The sequence below is a fragment of the Nocardia sp. NPDC003999 genome (assembly GCF_053604885.1).
Genome location: NZ_JBSGIB010000034.1, coordinates 17367 through 34929 on the forward strand (window position 1 = coordinate 17367; position 17563 = coordinate 34929).

The 17563-nt window shown below is 65.5% G+C and carries 16 protein-coding genes; 9 read left to right on the forward strand and 7 right to left on the reverse strand.

The features are described from left to right. The first annotated feature begins 213 nt into the window (after positions 1-213). The gene (locus tag ACWESM_RS35175; protein ID WP_452495501.1) at positions 214-2160 is read left to right on the forward strand and encodes a DNA/RNA helicase domain-containing protein; all 1947 of its coding nucleotides are present in this window, start codon (positions 214-216) and stop codon (positions 2158-2160) included. 112 nt (positions 2161-2272) lie between these two features. On the opposite strand, the gene ACWESM_RS35180 is transcribed toward ACWESM_RS35175, so the two are convergent. Then, the gene (locus ACWESM_RS35180) at positions 2273-2830 is read right to left on the reverse strand and encodes a zinc-ribbon domain-containing protein (RefSeq protein ID WP_452495503.1); all 558 of its coding nucleotides are present in this window, start codon (positions 2828-2830) and stop codon (positions 2273-2275) included. Positions 2831-3339: 509 nt separating this feature from the next. Here ACWESM_RS35180 and ACWESM_RS35185 point away from each other — a divergent pair. After that, a complete protein-coding gene (locus tag ACWESM_RS35185) occupies positions 3340-4089 on the forward strand; it encodes a hypothetical protein (protein WP_452495475.1) in 750 nt (249 codons plus the stop codon). A gap of 225 nt (positions 4090-4314) precedes the next feature. Here ACWESM_RS35185 and ACWESM_RS35190 read toward each other — a convergent pair whose 3' ends face one another. The 3 genes from ACWESM_RS35190 to ACWESM_RS35200 all read right to left on the reverse strand — a co-directional run bounded on the left by ACWESM_RS35190 (position 4315) and on the right by ACWESM_RS35200 (position 7468). After that, positions 4315-5331, reverse strand: a complete 1017-nt coding sequence (locus tag ACWESM_RS35190) for a hypothetical protein (protein ID WP_452495477.1) — start codon at positions 5329-5331, stop codon at positions 4315-4317. A gap of 12 nt (positions 5332-5343) precedes the next feature. After that, entirely contained in the window at positions 5344-6438 is a 1095-nt protein-coding gene (gene ychF / locus ACWESM_RS35195) for a redox-regulated ATPase YchF (RefSeq protein WP_452495478.1), read from the reverse strand. 106 nt (positions 6439-6544) lie between these two features. After that, positions 6545-7468 carry a zinc-binding alcohol dehydrogenase family protein gene (locus ACWESM_RS35200; protein WP_397280243.1) on the reverse strand — a complete coding sequence of 308 codons (924 nt, stop codon included), beginning with the start codon at positions 7466-7468 and terminating at the stop codon, positions 6545-6547. A gap of 143 nt (positions 7469-7611) precedes the next feature. Between ACWESM_RS35200 and ACWESM_RS35205 the strand changes: the two genes are divergently transcribed. The 3 genes from ACWESM_RS35205 to ACWESM_RS35215 are packed head-to-tail and all read left to right on the forward strand — an operon-like array spanning position 7612 to position 9143. Further along, positions 7612-7875, forward strand: a complete 264-nt coding sequence (locus tag ACWESM_RS35205) for an NAD(P)H-binding protein (RefSeq protein ID WP_452495480.1) — start codon at positions 7612-7614, stop codon at positions 7873-7875. Between the two features lie 4 nt (positions 7876-7879). After that, positions 7880-8716 (forward strand): helix-turn-helix domain-containing protein, encoded by an 837-nt coding sequence (locus tag ACWESM_RS35210; protein WP_452495482.1) that lies wholly within the window; start codon positions 7880-7882, stop codon positions 8714-8716. A gap of 10 nt (positions 8717-8726) precedes the next feature. Then, positions 8727-9143 (forward strand): VOC family protein, encoded by a 417-nt coding sequence (locus ACWESM_RS35215; protein WP_364435275.1) that lies wholly within the window; start codon positions 8727-8729, stop codon positions 9141-9143. Between the two features lie 86 nt (positions 9144-9229). Here ACWESM_RS35215 and ACWESM_RS35220 read toward each other — a convergent pair whose 3' ends face one another. From ACWESM_RS35220 to ACWESM_RS35230, 3 genes are read right to left on the reverse strand one after another with little or no spacing between them, the layout of a single operon-like run. Then, entirely contained in the window at positions 9230-10075 is an 846-nt protein-coding gene (locus ACWESM_RS35220) for a carbohydrate ABC transporter permease (protein ID WP_364435332.1), read from the reverse strand. 59 nt (positions 10076-10134) lie between these two features. Further along, the gene (locus tag ACWESM_RS35225; protein WP_397280363.1) at positions 10135-11010 is read right to left on the reverse strand and encodes a carbohydrate ABC transporter permease; all 876 of its coding nucleotides are present in this window, start codon (positions 11008-11010) and stop codon (positions 10135-10137) included. A gap of 50 nt (positions 11011-11060) precedes the next feature. Further along, on the reverse strand, positions 11061-12371 hold the full coding sequence (locus tag ACWESM_RS35230; protein WP_452495484.1) for an ABC transporter substrate-binding protein: 1311 nt from the start codon (positions 12369-12371) through the stop codon (positions 11061-11063). A gap of 203 nt (positions 12372-12574) precedes the next feature. Between ACWESM_RS35230 and ACWESM_RS35235 the strand changes: the two genes are divergently transcribed. The 4 genes from ACWESM_RS35235 (at position 12575) to ACWESM_RS35250 (ending at position 17424) form a co-directional block, all read left to right on the forward strand. Beyond that, a complete protein-coding gene (locus ACWESM_RS35235) occupies positions 12575-14833 on the forward strand; it encodes a carbon starvation CstA family protein (RefSeq protein ID WP_452495486.1) in 2259 nt (752 codons plus the stop codon). An 86-nt stretch (positions 14834-14919) separates the two neighbouring features. After that, complete coding sequence (locus ACWESM_RS35240) at positions 14920-15090, forward strand: YbdD/YjiX family protein (RefSeq protein WP_355078664.1); 171 nt, start codon at positions 14920-14922, stop codon at positions 15088-15090. 163 nt (positions 15091-15253) lie between these two features. After that, entirely contained in the window at positions 15254-16885 is a 1632-nt protein-coding gene (locus ACWESM_RS35245; RefSeq protein WP_452495488.1) for a DNA-3-methyladenine glycosylase 2 family protein, read from the forward strand. Next, on the forward strand, positions 16882-17424 hold the full coding sequence (locus ACWESM_RS35250) for a methylated-DNA--[protein]-cysteine S-methyltransferase (RefSeq protein WP_452495490.1): 543 nt from the start codon (positions 16882-16884) through the stop codon (positions 17422-17424). Before ACWESM_RS35245 ends, ACWESM_RS35250 begins: the two co-directional genes overlap by 4 nt. Positions 17425-17563: the final 139 nt, after the last annotated feature.

Sequence of the window (17563 nt, forward strand, 5' to 3'; positions counted from 1 at the left end):
CCGCCGAGGAAGCTAGCAGAGGGCCAACGTTCCACAGCACCGATGTGGCCGCAATCGGCAGTCAAACACGCAAGATCGACAGACACCGCCGGTCTAAGTAGGTGACCCTCGAGCAACGCGCTAACATCCATTCATCGCGCATGGCCGGAGAGTGGCCATCGCGCGAATAGTGTTCCGTTGCAACTTGTTTCACGCACACACTTGGGGTTGACTGTGACACTTGGTCCGTATCGATCGACTGCGGAGGCAGTGTCGGCTTTTCCGGTCGAGGAAGCCGCATTGAAGAGGATTCCGGGGGGTCGGCGGCTGTCGGCGCTCATCGCCAAGCACCAGGGTGCGGGGTCGAAGGAGAAGAACTCTTGGGATCGGAGTCTGCCGGAACTTGCGCAGGTGTTGGTCGACGCCGGACTTGCTGAGATCGAGATGCTGATCGAGTACAAGCTGCCCGGATCCGGCGCTCGAGCTGATGTGGTTCTCGCGGGGTTGCATCCAGACACCGGCGAGGACAACTACGTCGTCGTGGAACTGAAGCAGTGGAGCCAAGTAGGGCTTGCGTGGAGTAGCGATCACATCGTGCAGGGTCCGGGGACGTACGGAGTGAGACCGCACCCTATCGACCAGGTGCGCGGGTACTGCCATTACCTGCTGCAGTTCGTTGAGATGTTGCACGAGCGCCCGACGGCAGTGCACGGGGTCGCCTATCTGCACAACGCCGACGAAGCCTCGGTGAGAGAACTCCGAGCGCGGAGCCAGGACGACATGGGGCGCATGTTCACCGGCGAGCAACGCGACGAACTCATAGAGTACTTGCGTCGTCAGTTCGCCCCGAAACCCGGTGTTGCCGCAGGGGATAGATTGCTTGCCAGCGAGATTCGCGAGAAAACCGACCTCATCCAGTTTGCAACTGACGGGTTGCGCACCGGCACTGAGTACTCGCTGATCGACAACCAGATCGTTGCGTACGAAGACGTTATGACCCAGGTCAAGCATGCATCCGAGGAGGATGGCAAGACCGTGATCATCGTGACCGGCGGCCCCGGCAGCGGGAAAAGCATGATAGCGGTATCTCTGCTCTTCGACCTGCATAACGACGATGAGGATGACTATCGAGTGCTATATGCCACTGGCTCGGTCGCCATCACAGAAACGATGCGCCGGTACCCGGGTAAGGGGTCACGAGAGTTTAAGGACCTGTTCGTTTACTACAGGGACTTGTCACTAGCTAAGCCGAACCGCCTCGATGTACTGATCTGCGACGAGGCTCATCGGGTCCGGAAAACATCTACGTTTCGTCGGCAAAAGAAGGAACTCAGAACTGGCCGTCCGCAACTGGACGAATTGATGACGGCTGCTCGAGTGCCAGTGTTCCTCCTTGACGAGCACCAGGTCGTCCGCCCTGACGAGGTCGGAACAGTTGAGGAGATCGTGCGGCATGCAGGTAGGAAAGGATACCGGATCCATCACATCGAACTCGATGGTCAGTTTCGTTGTGGTGGTAGCGCAGCCTACGACGAGTGGGTCCTACAACTGCTCGGCTTGCGGACAACGAAACCGACGCCGTGGACAGGCGGGGACTTCGATGTTCGTGTAGCGAACTCACCGCAGGAAATGGAGGATTTTCTCCGTGCGAAGCACCTCAGCGGTGAGAAGGCACGAATAACTGCTGGGTACTGCTGGCCATGGAGCAAACCGCGGGCCGACGGGACATTGGTGCCCGACGTTAAGATCGGCGACTGGTCGAAGCCGTGGAATAAGAAGGACAGCGCTGTGTCTGGCGTGGCACCCCCGGCCTCGTTCTGGGCAACCGATCGTCGCGGTTTCGAGCAAGTCGGATGCATCTACACCGCCCAGGGGTTCGAGTACGACTGGGCCGGGGTCATCCTTGGCCCGGACATCGTTTATAACGGTGAGTATCTGGTGGTACGGAGAAAGTCGAAGGATGCAGCTCTGAATGGCACGAAAAGCGCTCCCACACCAGACGCAATTTTCGACCGCATGGTACGCAACACCTACAAGGTCCTGCTGACGAGAGGACTGAAGGGGGTCGTTATCTACTCGGTAGATCCAGCCACCCAAGAATTTATTTCAGGTCTGATCGGCTCACGCGGAAAGATCGAAGCCCTCCTGGAGCCTGACCTTGGATTCACTGGCGAGGGTTAAGGAAGACTGCTCCGATAGCTGGATCCTTTGGTGTCCGGCCGAGAGTCACGGTCGCGACCGTCGTCCATCTGGATCTTGACAGCCGGATGCAGTGTGTGCCGTCACCTCCTCGCTACCGCACGGAACGGCACGGCACGCAATCATTCCCACGCATGCGGCTTTCAACCGACGTCTGCCACTCGCCGCCACACTGAACACACCGCCACCACACTTTTAAGCGCGAGGTGATCCGCACGTCGGACGAAGTGATAGCCCCGTTCTTCGTGGGATGCCATTGATCGACTAACTCTGGACATACTGAAGCCAAATCTGCCCGCATCCCATGACGCGCACTACGAGCTGTTCTATTTGAGCGGGTGAAGTGACTACCGAATCGATCGATAACATGTGGCGTTTCGCTATAGCGGCTATTCAGTACAGTCAAGTTCGCTTTGTACTGCAGCATAGACAGACGGTCGATCTCCCCACGGTCATACCGGACATGACAGGTTGGACATAGTGCAATAAGGTTATCGAAGGCATGTTCGCGGATTTCGGCCCACGGCACTATGTGTGCGATCTCGACAGGCCACGTGTGGCAAGTCGGGATCGCACACCGATGACCAGCCTCGACTAACACCCGTCGCTGAAGCGGACGAGGAATACTTGGGCGACCTTCCGGCACAGCCACGAGTGTATCGCGCCACCACCAGCCGTCAGGCCAGGCGATCAAACGCCCTCCTGATGGCCTACTTCTTCCCAGACGCTAATCCGCTGCGGAACTCGACCCTCTTGACATCTAATATCTGCACGTCAAATACCCTGCACAGAGCATGACTCGCATTCCGAACTCGAATAACCTTACACCCCCCGGATCCGGCGGGCCACCGTCAGGGCCTCGCCTCGCAACCCCTGAAGGCATGCCGACCGCGCCACAGCAGAACCACATTCGATCTCGCCGAACAGCCTCACCCCCCATGCGGTCCACAGCGGCCTCAAGGTGCTGGAAACCGGTAGCTCAGCGGACCTTTGTAGTGAACCCTGGGTATGCACCGGAATCGGTTCCGGAGCGTGAGAGCACACGGCCGCGGAACGCTGGCCGCACAAAGGGGCATACCAGTGACTAGTGACAGGGATCCGGTACAGGTTCGGCGGGCACAGCAATACGCGGTGTGCACGTTCGCGTTGACCGGTGATCGGGTGACCGACGGGGCGGAAGGCACGTTCGATCAGGCATTGACCAACGGGCTGGCCGCGATCGTCGCACACACCTGGCCGGGCGAGGAGATGAAGACGGTCAAGGGCAAGCAGGTTGTGCGTTCGGCCAGTGAGCTGCTGAAGCAGGTCATCAGCGAGCGCACCAACGGCACTGGCCGCGTCCCACACGCTCCGGACGCGCCGGTCACCGGCGACGGCACCGTCCAGGGCCCATTCGATTCACGCCCCTACACCGAGGTCGATATCGAGGGTCTGGGCGCCGCCGTGGCCGCCACCCAGGTTATCCGTCATGCCCGCGATACCGGCACCGACACCGACACGGTGTTGAACGAAGAGCATCTGGTGGCGTTGGCGGCGTTGGACTCTCATCCGGCGCTGGGGAGCCTTCATTGGGTGCAGGTCGATCGTGAGTGGGACCGTGCCGAGATCAGCGGCGACGCGGAGATCGAGCGGGCACACCGCTACTACAACGCGCTGGACGAGGGGGAGATCGAGCGCCGCGTGGCCCTGGACTATTCGTCGGAGGCGTTCATCGCCCCGGACGAACCGGTACATGTGGAGCAATGCCCGGTGTGTGGCGCCGACGCGCTCGTCGCTCGTGGCCTCGACAGCATGGCAGCCATGGTAGGTGTCGGGCATTGCTGGGTGTGTTCCTATGAGCGCAGCATGCGAGTCGCCGACCAGATGACGGTCAATGCACTGATCGAACGCACCATGGACCGCGACAACTGACGAGCGATGTGTTCGGCTGGTGGCGTTCGCACGCGGACACGTGTGCATAGTGCACGGTCCGAAACGGCCCCACCCTCGGGCAGGAAAAGCCCCGCCCGGATCACCGGGCGGGCCTCAATCAGCCTGTATGCACAGAGGTTTCGTGCGGGCTATTTGTTCTTCGACGGTGACGCTAATCCGCTTCGGACTTCGACGACGACGCTGTTTGACACGTTCGTATCCGAGTCAGTCGAGCCTCTCGAACGACGGCCGGGGAGCGATAACGGGGGTGCGTTTCTCGTTGATGTGTAGCCACGCGGGGGCTTCGACCGATATCAACTTGCGGTCCACTTCGATCAAATTTTGCTGTGCAGCTTCGTTCAACGCGTCGAGGATGTCAACGACCTTGACTTTGCCGTATTTCTCCAACTGAAGCTGGATCTTCTGCGCCTTCGCGCTCGGCTTGTAGTAGTAGGGCGCACGATCATGCTTGCCAACCGTCAAAACAGCTTCGGCCACCGCCTCGTACGCGTCATTGAACAGACCCATAAACCCGTCCGGATCCGGGAGTGTCACGAGATGTAGGCTCTTCCACCGGCTATAGCCCGGAGCAAGGTCTACCGCCTGAGGCACGATCGCTACTCGAAGTCCATTACCGTCTTCCAGCTGGTGCCAATTGCTCTTGATTGTCGCGGCGGCGAACCGCGACTTTTGGGGGCTGCTTAGGAATAAGTCGGTCTTCCACACCTTCTTTATTCGGTCCTTGAGATCCGGCTCAGCAGCGACACCGCGAGCGGCGATGGGAACCCACGCCCCGAAGGCAAACGGTCGACCAGAGCCGTCGGGCAGCAGCACCGCATCACCCGTCGCGTTGCTTACTACCGCCTCAGTGAAACCCAGATGACGCGCACGCTCGTGCCCAAACATCAATGAGGTCGGAGAGTCAAGATCCGCGAACGCCTTCGGGCTCACCTTCTTGAGCGCTTCAACGACCAACTCCGTAACCCGCGGCTCACCGCCGACGATTGCCTCATGCACCGCCCATTCGAAGCCATCGCCACGCGATCCCTTATCCCGATGCAGACGAGCGAGCTTCGCGAGTTGACGAAACGTCACATCGACCCTGTCGCAGTTCAGATCTTCGAGGTCAGCCTGTGACAGTTCATCGAAGTGAGCCCTCAGGATCGAGCGAGACACGGCATAGAGAGCACGGCCGTACTCATCGACCGGCTCGTTCTGACTCAGGAAGGTGACATCAGCCATTTCGGGAGCCCGTTACTTCTTCGCAGACGCTAATCCGCTACGGAACTCGACCACGTCGCCGTCGGTCATGACGTAGTCCTTGCCTTCCATGCGGACCTTGCCCGCGGCTTTGGCGGCGGCCATGGAGCCGGCATCGATGAGGTCGGCGTAGGCGACGACTTCGGCCTTGATGAAGCCGCGTTCGAAGTCGGTGTGGATGACGCCGGCGGCCTTCGGGGCGGTGTCGCCCTGGTGGATGGTCCAGGCGCGGGCTTCTTTCGGGCCCGCGGTGAGGTAGGTCTGCAGGCCGAGGGTGTGGAAGCCGGCGCGGGCCAAGGCGTGCAGGCCGGGTTCGGTCTGGCCGATGGATTCGAGGAGCTCGATGGCGGATTCCTCGTCGAGTTCGAGGAGCTCGGCCTCGACCTTGGCGTCGAGGAAGACCGAATCGGCCGGGGCGACGGAAGCTTTCAGCTCGGCGACCTTCGCCTCGTCGGTGAGCACCGACTCGTCGGCGTTGAAGACGTAGAGGAAGGGCTTGGTGGTGAGCAGCGAGAGCTCTTTCAGCAGCTCGGTGTCCACCCTGTCGGCCGCGGCGAACAGGGTGGTGCCGTTGTTGAGGATCTCCTGCGCGGCCTTCGCGGCGTCGGCGACCGGCTTGCGGTCCTTCTTGACCTTCGCTTCCTTCTCCAACCGCACGACCGCCTTCTCCAGGGTCTGCAGGTCGGCCAGGATGAGTTCGGTCTCGATCACCTCGATGTCGGCGCCCGGGTCGACGCGGCCGTCGACGTGCACCACGTCGTCATCGGCGAACACCCGTACCACCTGGCAGATGGCGTCGGCCTCGCGGATGTTGGCGAGGAATTTGTTTCCCAGGCCCGCCCCCTCGGACGCGCCCTTCACGATGCCGGCGATGTCGACGAACGACACGGTGGCGGGCACGATCCGCTCGGAGGAGAAGATCTCGGCCAGCTTGTTCAGCCTCGGATCGGGCAGGGGCACCACGCCGACGTTCGGCTCGATGGTCGCGAACGGGTAGTTCGCGGCGAGCACGTCGTTCTTGGTCAACGCATTGAACAGCGTCGACTTGCCGACGTTGGGCAGACCGACAATTCCGAGGGTGAGACTCACGAGGAACAGAGTCTACGCGGCGCGCCGACCCGGCTCTCCCGCGAGTGGCACATGGCGGAGGGGTCTCTCGGACTTCGCCGCAGCCATGTGCCACTCGCGGCCCGTTTCAGGGGATGAGGACGACTTTGCCGAGGTTGGCGTGGGCTTCGATGGCGGCGTGGGCTGCGGCGGCTTGGTCGAGGGGGTATTCGGCGTGGACGGCGGGGCGTAGTTGGCCGGAGGCGAAGTATTGCCAGAGTTCTTGGCGCCAGTGTTCGTAGACGTCGGGCTGGGTTTTCGCGATGCGGGCCATCTGGAAGCCGATGACGGATTTCGCGCCGACGAGCAGGTCGTAGGCCTGAATGGCGCCGCCGCCGGAACTGTAGGCGACCAACCGGCCACCGGGAGCCAGCGCCGCGATCGCGGGTGAGAGCAGATCACCGCCGACGGCGTCCAGCACGTAGTCGGCGGGAGCGCCCCAGGACTCCTGGCCGTACTCGACCACGTCGTCGGCTCCGAGTTCCCGCACGAACTCCGACTTCGCGAGATCCGACACCGCGCCGACCACCCGCGCCGCGCCACGGACCCGCGCCAACTGGACCGCGAGGTGGCCGACGCCGCTCGCGGCGGCGGTGATCAGGGCGGACTCCCCTTCCCTTGGCGATGCGGCGCTGAGCGCACCGAGCGCCACCAGGCCGCTGCGCACCAGCGCGACCGCGTCCACCGCCGACGCACCGTCCGGAATCGGCGACGCCATGGCAGCCGAGAGCAGGGCGTAGTCGGCGTAGCCGTGTCCGAACACGAGACCGGTCACGCGGTAGCCGGGCCCGTATCGGTCGACGCCCTCGCCCACCGCGACCACCTCGCCCGCGATCTCGCCGCCCAACGCGATCGGTTCGCGCTGCTCACGCACCTTCCGCACCACCGGCAGGGTCACCCCGACCGCCTCGACACGGACCAGAAGCTCACCCGGCCCTGGTGTCGGGACTTCGACCGAGACGAGCTCGAGCACCTCGGGACCACCGCTGCGCTCGTACTGCACCCGCCGCATCACACCTCCAGAAATCGTCAGGAGGCGCAACGGTAACCGGATCGCGGGTGGTGATCACAGTCCACTACACGCTGTAGTGGTACATCTCACCGCTGGTCGAGACCGGCGGAGAGCAGCCGGAGCATTGGGTCCGCGGCGATGCCGTGCGGTCCATCATCGAGGCGATGGCTATGGCGGACCTCGCGCGGATGGTCATCGTCAGCAACAGCGCCGGAGTCGCCGCACCCGGCGACGATCGGTTCCCCCGCTTCGTGGTGAAGCCGCTGATCCTGTGCCCGCTGTTGCGGCACAGCCTGGCCGGCATGTCCGCGGCGGAGCACGTCGTCCGTGATTCGGCGCTGGACTGGACGATCGTCCGCGCGCCTCAACTCTCGAGGCACTCCTGTCGGTCCCCCGGCGTAGCGTGACCGCATGGAGCCGACCTCCGAGGTGGTGACGGCGCGTCCGGCACCCACGCTCGCCTCGTTCATCGACCGGTACGTCGGTTATCGCATGTCCGGGTTCGCGGCGGGGATGCATCGTGGGTTGCCGTCGCGGCACATGACTTTCATCGTCGCGATCGGGCCCACGATCGACGTCGTCGAGCAGACGGATCCACGGCAGTCGCCCCAGAACTATCGGTGTGTGCTGAGCGGCCTGCAAGCGAGCACGGCGCTGATCGCGCACGACGGTCGTCAGGAAGGTGTGGCCGTGTCACTCACGCCGCTGGGTTGCCGCACCTTGTTCGGCATGCCCGCGGCGGCGCTGTGGGACACGTCGGTCGAATTCGCCGACGTCGTCGGACCTGTCGGATCGGAGCTGTGGGAGCGATTGCAGTACGCGCCGAGCTGGCCGGAGCGTTTCGGTGTCTGTGATCGGGTGCTCTCGGCGCTGGCCGATCCGGTCCGTGTGGTCGGTCCCGAACTCACCTGGGCGTGGCGTGCGGTGGTCGGTTCCGGCGGCGGAATCGCGGTCGGCTCGCTCGCCGCGGAGGTCGGGTGGACCAGACAGCATCTGACGCGCCGGTTCAAGCGCGAGTTCGGCCTGAGCCCGAAACTCGCGGCCCGGATCACGCGCTTCGAACAGGCGCGCCGGATGCTGGCGCACACGCCCTCCTACGTCACCATCGCCCAGGTGGCCGTCACGTGTGGGTATTACGACCAGGCTCATCTGGATCGGGACTTCGCCGACCTCGCCGGAGCCAGCCCGACCGCGTGGCTGGCCGAGGAGATTCCATCCGTCCAAGCCCCGGACGAGTCCGCCGGATGACGATGAAGGCATGACGAATCCGACAGAAGTCAGCACCCGCACCGCCGTCTGGCCCACGCTCGTTTTCCGCGATGCCCGCGCGATGGCCACCTTCCTGATCGAGGCGTTCGGCTTCCGGGAGGCCGCGCTCTACGCCCGCGAGGACGACCCATCGATCGTCGAGCACGCGGAACTGCGCTGGCCGCTGGGCGGCGGTGTCATGTTCGGCTCGGCAGGTAAGGACGACAGCCCGTTCAGCACCCGCCCGACCGGCACCAACTCGGTCTATCTCGTCTGCGAGGAGCCCGACGCGCTGTTCGCCCGCGCCACCGCCGCGGGCGCCGAAGTGGTCCGTGGCCTGCGCGACGAGGACTACGGCTCACGCGGCTTCACGGTCCGCGACCCGGAAGGCAATCTCTGGAGCTTCGGCACCTACTGGGGCGCTTGATCGGCCTGAGGACGAAGCGCGGGGCGTCACCGAAGAGCACCTGCAACCGGAAAGGCACGCGAATCACGCGAACCGAGCACACCCGCTCAGCGCCCGCCGAAGCCCGACATCGCGATGCCGCGGATGAACGCGCGCTGGGCTATCGCGTAGATGAGCAGCAGTGGGAGCAAGATGACGACCGCGGCGGCCATGAGGATGGGCCACTGGGTGTAGTACTGGCCTTGCAGCCGGACCAGTCCCAGTGTCGCGGTGGCGACGTCGTCGCGCTGGATCATGACCAGCGGCCAGAGGAAGTCGTTCCACACGGTGATCCAGGTGAGCACGGCGAGCACCATCAGGGCCGGACGGGTGTGCGGCAGCAGCACCCGCCAGTACACCTGCCAGGTGGAACAGCCGTCGAGGATGGCGGCCTCCTCGAGTTCCTCGGGCAGCGTGCGGAAGAACTGCCGCATCAGATACGTGCCGAACGCACTGCCGAACAGGCCGGGCACGATCATCGCCCACGGGGTGTCCACCCAGCCGAACGCCCGCATCAGCAGGAACTGCGGAATCACCGTCACGGTCAACGGCACCATCAGCGTCGCGAGGTAGGCCAGGAACAGCATGTCGCGCCCACGAAAACGCAGACGCGCGAAGGCATAACCGGCCAACGAGCAGAAGAAGACCTGCCCCGCCGTGACGCACAGCGCGTAGATGGTGGTGTTGAGCAGCATCCGCCCCATCGGCAGCAGATCGAAGACCTTCTCGTAGTTCGACCACTGCGGCCGCTGCGGAAGGAACGCCGCATCGGCGATCTCGCCGTCCCGTTTCAGCGAGCCCGACACCGCCCACAGGATCGGCAGCAGCGCACACCACGCGATGCCGACCAGCACCGCGTATATCGCGGTTCCGCGCACCACTCGCCGCACGATAGCCCGGTCGACGCGGCCGATCGCGACGAACGCGCGGTCGCGTCGAACCGGCAGCGCGCGCCGCACCGCCTCGTAGGTGTTCACTGTTCCACCTCCGACCGCCGGGCCATCCGCAGTTGCACCAGTGTCAACAGGAACAGGATCGCGAAGATCACCCAGGCGAGCGCGGAGGCGTACCCGACCTCGTAGAAGCCGAACGCATTCTGGAACAGCATGATCCCCAGCAGGTACGTACCCGTCTCCGGCCCCCCGTTGCCGCCGGTCAGCGCGTATGCCTGGTCGAACGCCTGCACGGAATTGATGATCGTGATGATGAAGACGAACGACAGCGGCCCCCGGATCAGCGGCACGGTGATCGCGAAGAATCGCCGCAGCGCCCCGGCTCCGTCGATCTCGGCGGCCTCGTAGAGCGTCTCCGGTACGCCTTGCATGGCGGCGAGCAGGATGACCGTCGCGAACGGCACGCTCTTCCACACGGTGACGATGCTGAGCGAGACCAGCGCCCAGTCGGGGTCGGTCAGCCAGGGCACCGCGTCGATGCCGATCCAGCCGAGCGCGACGTTGAGCAGCCCGTCGTCGGTGAACAGGAACCGCCACACCACGGCCATGGCGACCGCCGAGGCGACCAACGGCAGAAAAGCGATGGTGCGAAATAGGCCTATGCCGGCCGATTTTCGATTCAGCGCGGCGGCGACGGCGAGTCCGATCAGCACCGTGGGCACCAAGGTCAGCAGCGTGAAAACGGCCGTGTTGCGTAATGCGATGAGAAACAACGGGTCCGAGGCGAACAGCCGCCGATAGTTGTCCACACCGACAAATCGCATGGGGCTGAACAGGTCCCACGAATGAAAACTCAGATAGAGCGAAAAACCCAACGGGAACAACAAGAAAACCGCGACGGCCGCCACGTTGGGCGCGACGAATGCCCAACCGGCCCGCTCGCGCCGCCGCGCCAATCGGGAGGCGACCCCCGCTTTGCCCGATGTTTGCGATCGCCGCGCTGCCATCATGGCGTCTCCAGCAGCGCGTCGACGTCGGAGGCGAAACGGCCGTCCAACGAGGCGGCGGTGGCGGCGCCGCGCAGCACTCGGTTGGAGCCGCGTTCGAGCAGGGCGGACACCTTCCCCCAAGCGGGGGTGATCGGCAGCGGGCGGGAATTGGCCGGACCGGCGGTGAACACCTCGAGATTGCGGATCTCCCGGTGCGCGGCGGCGAACCCCGGTGAGTTCATCGCCGACTGGAGCACGGGGACGAACAGCCCGGACGCGGCGATGATCTCCTGACCCACCGGTCCGGTAGCGAATTTGACGAATTCCCAGGCCTGTTCGACACGCGGGCTGCCCGCGGCGATGGCCAGGCCCGTGCTGCCGACGTCGGTGATCGCGCCGGGACCGCCGTGCGGGCCCACCGGCAGCACCGTGATGTCGATCGGGAGATCGTCGTGCCCGGCGAATTCGGAATACAGCCAATGCCCGCCCAGCGCCATCGCGGCCCGGCCCCGCCGGAACAGGTCTGGGGCCGAGACGGAAAGCGTGTCGGCGGCTTTCGGCGCCACGCGGTGGCGTACGGCGAGGTCGGCGTAGAACTGGAATCCTTCGGCGAACCGCGGATCGCCGAGGTTGGTCCTGGTCGGACGCACCGAGGGCGAGAACCATTCGGCGCCGTTGTTCATGCCGAAGCAGGCCGCCGAGAAGTACGGCACCCAGGCGTCGGCGAACCCCCACCGGGTGCGAGAAGAGTCATGCCTGGTCAACGCCTCGGCAGCGGCCAGGAACTCGTCGAAAGGCCAGGCGTCGCGCCAGCGCGCGGGCGGAGTGATCCCGGTTCCGTCGAACAGCTCCCGGTTGTAGTACAGGAAGACGCCGGACCACTGTTCGGGCAGGGCGTACTGCCCGCCCGCGTAGGTGAAGGTGTCGTACAGCGCCGGATAGCAGTCGGCGCGCAGCTGGGCGGCGTACCGCGGATCGCGGTCGAGCAGGGTGTTCAGATCCAGCAGTACCCCGCGCTCGGCCAGCCCCGCGTAGGTCAGCTCCCACGCCATCAGCACGTCCGGGCATTTCCCGCCCGCGCAGTAGGTGAGCATCTGCTGGAGCGGGTCCGGACCCGACATGATGGTGCGAATCCTGATGTCGGGATGCAGCTTCCGGAACTCGTCGATGATCGTCAGCCGGACCCTGGCCTCTTCCGGCCTGGCCTGGAAGAAGAAGGTCAACGCGTCGTCGTCGGAGCCGCAGCCGCCGCTCGCCAGTAGTGGCGCGGCCAGCGCCGACCCGAGCAGCGTCCGGCGACGGACCCTGGCGACGGGATTCGCACGCAACACAGCCCTCCTCCAGGGCGAATGTGGAGCTTCTCGAACGGCATGGCAGCATACGTTCGGCAATCACATGGTGACGGCCGACACATGAACAATATTTCACGGTGCGCGTCCGACGTCCGGAATCGGCACGACGGCGATCATCGATCGGTTACGTTGTCACGTGTTTGAGCAAGATCCTGCGCGTTTTACAGGAGAGTAGGCAGATGGCGACAATCGAATATCTGCGGACCGATCCCGATCTGCCGCCCGTCGGCGTGGTCGACAAGTCCCCGATCACACCGGCCAAGAAATTGATCTTCGCGGGGATCGCCGCACTCGGCGCCATAGCGTGGGCGGTGCTCGCCATCTCACGCGGCGAATCGGTGAACGCGGTGTGGATCGTGATCGCGGCGGTGTGCACTTACATCATCGCGTACCGGTTCTACGCCAGGTTCATCGAACGCAAGATCGTCAATCCACGCGACGACCTGGCCACACCCGCCGAAATCCTGGAGAACGGCAAGGACTACATGCCGATGGACCGGCGGGTGCTCTACGGGCACCACTTCGCCGCCATCGCGGGCGCGGGGCCGCTGGTCGGTCCGGTGCTGGCCGCGCAGATGGGCTACCTGCCGGGGACCATCTGGATCGTGGTCGGCGTGGTGCTGGCCGGCGCGGTGCAGGACTACCTGGTGCTGTGGGTCTCGATGAAGCGGCGCGGGCGCAGCCTGGGGCAGATGGCGCGCGACGAGCTGGGCGTGATCGGCGGCTGGTCGGCCATCGTGGGCGTGCTGGTGATCATGATGATCCTGCTGGCGGTGCTCGCGCTGGTGGTGGTCAACGCGCTCGCGCACAGCCCGTGGGGCGTGTTCTCGATCGGCATGACCATTCCGATCGCACTGTTCATGGGTGTGTACCTGCGGTTCCTCCGGCCGGGCAAGGTCGGCGAGGTCTCCGTGATCGGGTTCGCCATGTTGCTGCTGGCCATCGTCGGCGGCGGTTGGGTGTCGGAAACCGACTGGGGCGCGGACTGGTTCACGCTCTCTCCGGTGACCATCTCCTGGCTGCTGATCGCCTACGGTTTCGTCGCCTCGGTGCTCCCGGTGTGGCTGCTGCTCGCCCCGCGCGACTACCTGTCGACGTTCATGAAGGTGGGCACCATCGTGTTGCTCGCGGTCGGCATCCTGGTCACGTTGCCGGTGCTGCACGCGCCCGCCGTCTCGTCGTTCGCGTCCAGCGGTACCGGACCGGCGTTCGCGGGTTCGCTGTTCCCGTTCCTGTTCATCACCATCGCCTGCGGCGCGCTGAGCGGCTTCCACGCGCTCGTTTCCTCCGGCACCACGCCGAAACTGCTGGAGAAGGAATCGCACGCGCGGATGATCGGCTACGGCGGCATGCTGATGGAGTCGTTCGTCGCGGTCATGGCGATCATCACCGCCTCGATCATCGATCAGCACTTGTACTTCGCGATGAACGCGCCGCTCGGTCTCACCGGTGGCACCGCGGAGAAGGCCGCGGCCTACACCAATAGCCTCGGGCTCAGCGGTCCGGCGATCACTCCGGCCGAGCTGAGCCAGGCCGCGAGCGATGTCGGCGAATCATCGATCATCTCCCGCACGGGCGGCGCGCCGACGCTGGCGGTCGGCATCTCCGAGGTGTTCCACCAATTCCTGGGCGGCGCGAGCATGAAGTCGTTCTGGTACCACTTCGCGATCATGTTCGAGGCGCTGTTCATCCTGACCACGATCGACGCGGGCACCCGGGTGGCCCGGTTCATGCTCTCCGACGCGCTGGGCAACTTCGGCGGTGCGGCGAAGAAGTTCCGTGATCCGTCCTGGCGGGTGGGCGCGTGGCTGTGCTCGGCCGTCGTGGTCGGCGCGTGGGGCTCGATCCTGCTGATGGGTGTGACCGATCCGCTCGGCGGCATCAACACGCTGTTCCCGCTGTTCGGCATCGCCAATCAGTTGCTGGCCGCCATCGCGTTGACCGTCGTGCTGGTGATCGTGGTGAAGAAGGGCCTCACGAAATGGGCCTGGATTCCGGCGATTCCACTGGTCTGGGACCTCTTGGTGACGATGACGGCGTCGTGGCAGAAGATCTTCTCCGCCGATCCGAAGCTCGGTTACTGGAAGCAGCACAGCATCTGCCGAGCGGCGCAGGACGCCGGGAAGCTGTGCCTGACGGCGAAGACCCAGGACGACATGAACGCGATCGTGCGCAACACCTTCATCCAGGGCACTTTGTCGATCATCTTCGCTGTGCTGGTACTGATCGTGGCGGTGGTGGGCGCGCTGGTGGCCTTCCGCGCCTGGCGCTCCGGGGAGACGACGACCACCGAGACGCCCGAACAGCCGTCGAAGATCTTCGCGCCCAGCGGATTCCTCGCCACCGCGGCGGAGAAGGAAGTCCAGAAGGAGTGGGACGAGTTGATCGCGACCGGGAAGGCGCGCGCCTCCGGCGCGGCACACGTACACGCGCAATGAGCGACTCCGCGAAGCAGGGCGCCGATCGGTCCGCGCGACCGGTCGGCGCCCGGCTGCGCGCCGCGGCCCGCGCCTGCGGCGACGGCATCCGAGCGGGCGTCTGGTGGTTCGACTCGATCCTGGGTGGGCAGGACTACCAGCGTTACGTGGAGCACCTGCGGCGCAGCCATCCCGGCTGCGCCATCCCGACCGAGCGGGAGTACTGGCGGCAGCGGCATGCCGAGGCCGATCGCAATCCGGCCAACCGGTGCTGCTGACCGAAAAGATTTTCGGCGCGCGTCACCACATGCCGATTCGGTAGTTGCCACAACTGTTGACCCGGCAACGGCTGTGCGATCTCATGGTCGTCGTGCGAGGTCGCGGCTACCCCCAGCGATGGTGGCCGATTCCCGCTAGCACGGGTTCGCCGCAGCTGCCATTGTGGTGTGCGTGACGATCACGGCATTGGATTTCGAACGTTGCTACCGGGCGGTGTCGACCCGGGATTCGCGATTCGACGGGCAATTCTTCACCGCGGTGCGAACCACCGGAATCTATTGCCGTCCTTCGTGTCCCGCGATCACGCCGAAGCGGGCCAACGTGTCGTTCCTGCCGACCGCCGCCGCGGCGCAGCAGGCGGGTTACCGTGCCTGCCGCCGCTGCCTGCCGGACGCGGCGCCCGGCTCGCCGCTGTGGAACACCAGGGCGGATCTGGCCGCGCGGGCGATGCGGCTGATCGGAGACGGCGTGGTCGAGCGGGCCGGGGTGCCGGGGCTGGCCGCCACGCTCGGCTATTCCCAGCGGCAGCTCACCCGGGTACTGACCACCGAACTGGGCGCGGGGCCGCTGGCGCTGGCCAGGGCGCACCGGGCGCACACGGCGCGGCTGCTGATCCAGACCACCGCGATGCCCATGTCCGACATCGCGTTCGCGGCGGGTTTCGCCTCGATCCGCCAGTTCAACGACACGGTGCGCGAGGTGTTCGCGGTCAGCCCCACCACCATGCGGCTCGAAGCGCAGCGCGCGAGAACCGGAACCCCCGCGCGTCCCGCGCCGTCCGGCAGCGGCTCGCTCACGCTGCGGCTGCCCTACCGGGAACCGCTCGACCGGGCCTGGCTGGAATGGTTCCTGTCCGCGCACGTGGTGCCGGGCATGGAATTGTGGGAGGACCGCGCCTACACCAGGAACCTGCGCACGCCACACGGGCACGCCACCGCGCGGCTGAGCTTCCAGCGCGACCATGTGCGCGCGGATTTGTCCCTGCACGACATGCGCGATCTCGCGCCGACGGTGACCAGGCTGCGGCACCTGCTCGACCTGGACGCCGACCCGGTCGGCATCGATGAAGCACTCGGTGTCGGGCCCACGGCGCACGGCGGCTCCCCGAAACGGCCGCCTGAGCAGGCCGCCGAATATCTGCCGGACGCGGGGGCGGGGTCACCGCCGGAGAGCGAAGCGCTGACCGAGATCGACCCGGTCGACGTCGGTCGCCCGTCGTTCACCCCCGGTATCCGTGTGCCCGGGTGCGTCGACGGCGCAGAACTATTGCTGCGCACCATGATCGGGCAGCAGATCTCGGTGGCCGCCGCCGCCACGCACACCGCCCGACTGGTCGAGGCACTCGGGGAACGGGTGGACGGGCCGATCCCGCTGCTGTTCCCGACGCCGGAGGTGATCGCCGAACGCGGCGCCGATATTTTGACCGGACCGGCGCGGCGCATCCGATCCATCACCGCGGCCGCCGAGGCGCTCGCCTCCGGGGAGCTGGCGCTGCACCAAGGGCGCACCGCCGCCGACCTGCGCCGCGACCTGCTCGCGCTGGACGGTGTCGGGCCGTGGACGGCCGATTACGTGACCATGCGCCTGCTCGCCGATCCGGACGTCCTGCTCGGCACCGACTTGGTCGTCCGCCGCGGCGCGAGCCTGCTCGGCATCGATCTGACGGATACCGCACGCTGGGTGCCGTGGCGATCGTACTTGTCCATGCACCTGTGGAAAACGGCACTGACCAGCCGCGCCACACCTTCCGTCGTCCCCACGCTCGCCACTACGAAAGGCAGTGTCGAATCATGAACGCCAGCTTCGCCGTCCGCACCGACGTCGGTAGCACCCGCACCGTCACAGCGGATTTCGCCGTCACGGAGACACCGCTCGGCCCGTTCACCACGCTCGTCGACCCCGACGGCGCGGTGCTGGCCTCCGGTTGGACCTCCGACGCGGAAAACCTGCGCGGCCTGATCCATCCCGCCTTGCGGCCCGGCCGACTGCGGCAGCGGGATTCGCTGGGCGAGGTGACCGGTGCCGTCACCGCGTATCACGAAGGCGATCTCACCGCGATCGACCCGATTCCCGTTCGCCAGCAGTCCGGGGAATTCCTCGTGCACGCCTGGGAAGTGCTCCGCGCCGTCCCGGCGGGGAGCCCACTCACCTACACCGAATTCGCCGCCCGCGCCGGCCGCCCTGACGCCACGCGCGCCGCGGCCAACGCCTGCGCCCGCAACGCCGCCGCCCTCTTCGTGCCCTGTCATCGGATCCTCCGCATCGGCGGCGCACTCGGCGGCTTCCGCTGGGGATTGCCGGTGAAACGGTGGCTGCTCGACCACGAGGGCTGAGGTCTCGCGACTCGCCGCGCAGGGCATCGGCCACGAGCAGGAGGACCTACAGCAACGGCGTGCGTCACGTCGGCGTGCTGGCCCGAGACGGCAACAGCCTGTCGTTCGGCGAGGCCGTAACGTGCTGATCGCCGACCGT

What these genes read in the sequence shown, in the direction of transcription:
- ACWESM_RS35190 (WP_452495477.1), bottom strand. Translation starts at nt 5,331, where the DNA reads ATGGCTGATGTCACCTTCCTGAGTCAGAACGAGCCGGTCGATGAGTAC.
- ACWESM_RS35200 (WP_397280243.1), bottom strand. Translation starts at nt 7,468, where the DNA reads ATGCGGCGGGTGCAGTACGAGCGCAGCGGTGGTCCCGAGGTGCTCGAG.
- ACWESM_RS35210 (WP_452495482.1), top strand. Translation starts at nt 7,880, where the DNA reads ATGGAGCCGACCTCCGAGGTGGTGACGGCGCGTCCGGCACCCACGCTC.
- ACWESM_RS35215 (WP_364435275.1), top strand. Translation starts at nt 8,727, where the DNA reads ATGACGAATCCGACAGAAGTCAGCACCCGCACCGCCGTCTGGCCCACG.
- ACWESM_RS35235 (WP_452495486.1), top strand. Translation starts at nt 12,575, where the DNA reads ATGGCGACAATCGAATATCTGCGGACCGATCCCGATCTGCCGCCCGTC.
- ACWESM_RS35250 (WP_452495490.1), top strand. Translation starts at nt 16,882, where the DNA reads ATGAACGCCAGCTTCGCCGTCCGCACCGACGTCGGTAGCACCCGCACC.